We start from the raw sequence: 4,391 nt of genomic DNA, 5'->3' as shown, positions 1-4,391 counted from the left end.
GGGAAATGTTCAGTTGTCTGCGCATGGAAGTTGCCTCTTGTGTCTTATTCCGCCACATGCCCAAAATGCTTCAGTCAATCCACTGGAGGTTACGAACCACATAGATTACCAGAAATACAATCTGGAATGTCAAGAAATTCTATGCAGTTCGTGACTTAATATCCTGGAGCCGTTCCGGATTTTCGTCACCGGTGTTGTGGGTTGAACGGGTCAGTCGTTGTCGATGATGGTGCCGGTGGCGGTGGCGTTGTCTGCTATGACGGCACCTTCGGCGTCTGTTAGCTCGATAACGAGAGTCTCGTCTCTCTCCCGTAAACGGTCGTCTCTGACGTTCACACCGGTTGTGGCCCTTGTCCAACCGGCCCAAATCGTTACCTGACCTATGCTGCCCCAATAGTCCAATCCATTGACGGCCGTGCCCGAAAGAATCCTAAAACGAACCGTAACATCCTGCTCTGAAGGTTCACTCAACGTGACCTGAAACTCCAACAGCGAAAGGAACCCGAACTCTCCCTCCACAACCGAGCCGTCAGCAACCGACACCACCGGCAGATCCGTCGGCGGCGGGTCGTCGTTGTCGGCAACGTTGACAGAAGCCGAACCCTGCGTGGCCGACACCGTATAACCATCCCGTCCGTTAACCGTCACAGTCACCGACCCATCCGGCTCATATGTGCTGTCATCCGAAGTCGAAACCGTGACCGTGGCGGTGCCGCTGATAGGAACCGTAACCGTCCGTGTCCCTGTGGACACACCGAAATCACCGGACTGGGTGACCGTCACCGACATCGACAAAGGCGACACCGGTACCGGGTTGGCGGTGACCGTAAACGAAACGTCACCACCCTCTACGATCCCAGCCCCCGCCGTCACACTCACCTCCGGTGTCACAGGCAGAGGAACATCATCATCCGCCACGGCAACTGTGGCAGTTCCCTGCGAAGAGGAGACGGTATAGCCGCTGTGGGCGTTGACCGTCACAGTCACCGACCCGTCGGTTTCGTCCGTGCTGTCATCTGTAGTCGAAACCGTGACGGTGGCTGTGCCGCTCGTGGGGACGGTAACCATCCGAGAACCGGTCGAAGCACCGAAATCACCGCTCTGGGCAACCGTCACCCTCACAGACAAAGGCGACGCAGGAGCCGGACTCGCAGTAACCGTAAACGAAGCGTTTGCCCCCTCAGTAATCCCACTGCCCGCAGTCACACTGATCTCCGGGATCACAGGCGGGGGAACATCATTATCAGCCACACTGACAGAAGCCGAACCCTGCGAAGACGACACCGTATAACCAGAGCCCCCGTTCGCTGTAACAGTCACAGAACCGTCAGTCTCATCGGTGCTGTCATCAGAAGTCGAAACCGTGACGGTCGCGGTGCCGCTTGTGGGGACGGTAACCGTTTGCGAACCGGTAGCCACCCCGAAATCACCGTCTTGGGCAACCGTCACCGACACCGACAACGCCGACGTGGGTGCCGGACTGGCCGTGACCGTAAACGAAGCGTCCCCACCCTCGGTCACACCACTACCCGCAGTCACACTCACCACAGGCGTCGGCGGTGGGTCGTCGTTATCTGCCACATCAACCGAAGCAGAACCCTGCGAAGACGACACCGTATAACCAGAGCCCCCGTTCGCTGTAACAGTCACAGAACCGTCAGTCTCATCGGTGCTGTCATCAGAAGTCGAAACCGTGACGGTCGCGGTGCCGCTTGTGGGGACGGTAACCGTTTGCGAACCCGTAGCCGCCCCGAAATCACCGGTCTGACTCACCGTCACCGACACCGACAACGCCGACGTGGGTGCGGGACCGGCAGTGACCGTAAACGAAGCGTCACCGCCTTCTGTGATCCCGTTTCCGGCGGTCACGCTCACCACCGGTATCGCAGGCGGCGGGGTGCCCTCCAAACACTCCAAAGCCACCCTAAACCGAGTCCAGCGCGCATCCCCTGACTCCAACACCACAGCCTCAGCCGCCGACAACGGCGTATTGTAAGTACCCGTCACACCCGACAACGCAATCCACGCCCGCCACCAATCATTCCGCTCCTTCCGATTCGACGCAGTATTAGGCAACCCATCATGATTCCCCTTCGCCTCCAAACCCAACGCATCGGTATCCCCACACCCCAACACCGGCGGATCATCATCCGACACCACCACCGACGCCGAACCCGCCGTCGAGGACACCGAATAGCCGCTGCGGGCGTTGACCTTGACTGTCACCGACCCGTCGGTCTCATCAACGCTGTCATCAGAAGTTGAAACCGTCACCGTGGCCGTGCCACCGGTGCCTACCGTAACCATCCGCGAGCCGGTGGAGGCACCGTAGTAACCGTTCTGGCTAACAGTCACCCTCACCGACAGTGAAGTGGTGGGTGCAGGACTGGCGGTAACCGTGAAGGAAGCATCGCCGCCCTCGGTCACTCCACTACCCGCGGTGACGCTGATCTCGGGCACCACCACGGGAGGCAGGGTGACCTCCAGGCACTCCAGCGCCGCTCGGAACGGCGTCCAGCGCGCATCGCCCGACTCCAACACCAAAGCCTCAGCCGCGGTCAGCGGCGTGTTGTAGGTGCCCGTGGTGCCCGAAAGCGCGATCCACGCCCGCCACCAATCGTTCCGCTCCTTGCGGTTCGCCGCCGTATTCGCCAACCCATCATGATTCCCCCGCGCCTCGGCCGCCAACGCAGCCGCAGAACCGCACCCCACCGGCGGGTCGTCGTCATCGGACACAACTACGCTCGCCGACCCCTGCGAACTGGACACGGTGTAGTCGCTTCCCGCGTCAACCGACACGCTCACCGACCCGTCGGGCTCATCCGCATCGTCGTCAGAAGTGGACACGGTCACCGTCGCGCTGCCGCTCGTCGGCACCGTCACCGTCTGAGAACCCGTCGAGGTCCCGAAGTCGCCGTCTTGAGTCACCGTAACATCGACCGACAACGGCTGTGCAGGAGCCGGAGTAGCCGACACCGTAAACACCGCGTCTGCGCCCTCGGTAACCCCCGAGCCCGCCGCCACACTCACCACCGGTAGCGGCGGGTCATCGTCATCGGACACAACCACGCTCGCCGACCCCTGCGAACTGGAGACCGTGTAGCCGTCTCCGGCGTCCACCGTCACGCCAGCCGACCCGTCGGGCTCATCCGCATCGTCGTCGGTAGTGCCGACGGTCACTGTGGCGCTGCCCCCGGTCGGGATCGTGACCGTCTGCGTTCCTGTGCTCACCCCAAAGGCACCCTCCTGGCCGACCGTCAGGCTGACCGACAGCGGAGCGGTGGGAGCTGGAGTAGCAGTGACGGTGAACTCTGCGTCGCCGCCCTCAGTAACGTCGCTGCCCGCCGTGACGCTCACCTCCGGATCCGGCGGGCCGTCGTTGTCAGCCACGCCCACCGAGGCCGTACCCTCGTCGGCGGACACGGTGTAGCCGACTCCGGGCCTGAGGGTTGCGCTCACCGACCCGTCGGGCTCGTCGGTGTCGTCATCTCTGGTCCTCGATCCGATTGTCGCGCGGCCGCTGGTGGAGACCCACGCCGTCATCATCCCGCTTGTCCATAAGAAGCGCCCGTCCTGGCCGATGTTCACGTTGACAGCTATCGTCCCGGCGGGCGCTGGATCGGCGCTGACAACAAATGTGGCCAAGCCACCTTCCACGATGCCGGGGAGTGGACGAATGCTGACGACGGGCAAGTCTCCGGAGTCGTCGTCTGGATCGTTTACCACGGTCATGGTGAAGTCGATGTTGGTCTTCTCACCGCTGTCGGGGTCAGTTGCGGTCAGCACGATGCTGTAGACGTTGTCGCCGTCCGCGTCTTCGGGGTTCTCGTAGTCTTGCGGATAGAAGTACAGATCACGTCGGGTGGGCGTTGTCCAGATGAAGAACGCGCCTTTGTCGGGGCCGGACATCGACCAACTGGCGGCCGCGTTGGGAACGAGGGGGGCCAGTTTGGTCACAACAGTCCGGCCCTCTTTCGTGCTGCGGGCAGTCGGCTTATTGCTCGGAACGGCCACCTCCGGCGTGAGCGTCAGGGGAGGGGCGAAGACCCAGGGGCGAGCCTGCTTGATGGCGAGCTTGTTCCCGGCGGTGATCTTGAACTCGATCTCTACGGCGAAATCGTCGCCGTCCTCGACTTTGTAGAGTGTCTTGAAGCGGTCATGGATGGTCTTGAGGTTGTTGCGCAGCTGCAGCATCTGGGTGCCGCTCATAAGCAGCTGCCCCTGCTTGGCCAGGCTCGAGCGCGACAGCACGATCGGCTTGCCTTCGGCGTCGAGCAGCAGCTCCTCGGGCAACGAGTTCGGCTCCGGATTGGTGACCAGGTCCTCGCCGACCTGCGTGTTGACGTAGTACATGCCGTCCAGAAACCGGATCGGATCGGTGCTGACCGCCA

The 4,391-nt window shown here is 62.0% G+C and carries 1 protein-coding gene; it reads right to left on the bottom strand.

Translation table 11 applies throughout. The features are described 5' to 3' along the window. Window positions 1–210: 210 nt before the first annotated feature. Window positions 211–4,391 (bottom strand): hypothetical protein (locus F4X08_01585; protein MYD24494.1); only part of this gene is annotated, 4,181 nt, incomplete at its 5' end.

The organism is Gemmatimonadota bacterium, assembly GCA_009841265.1.
Taxonomy (GTDB): Bacteria; JAAXHH01; JAAXHH01; order JAAXHH01; family JAAXHH01; genus JAAXHH01.
Note: the sequence above shows the minus strand (reverse complement) of the source record. Positions and strands in the feature narration are given on the sequence as shown.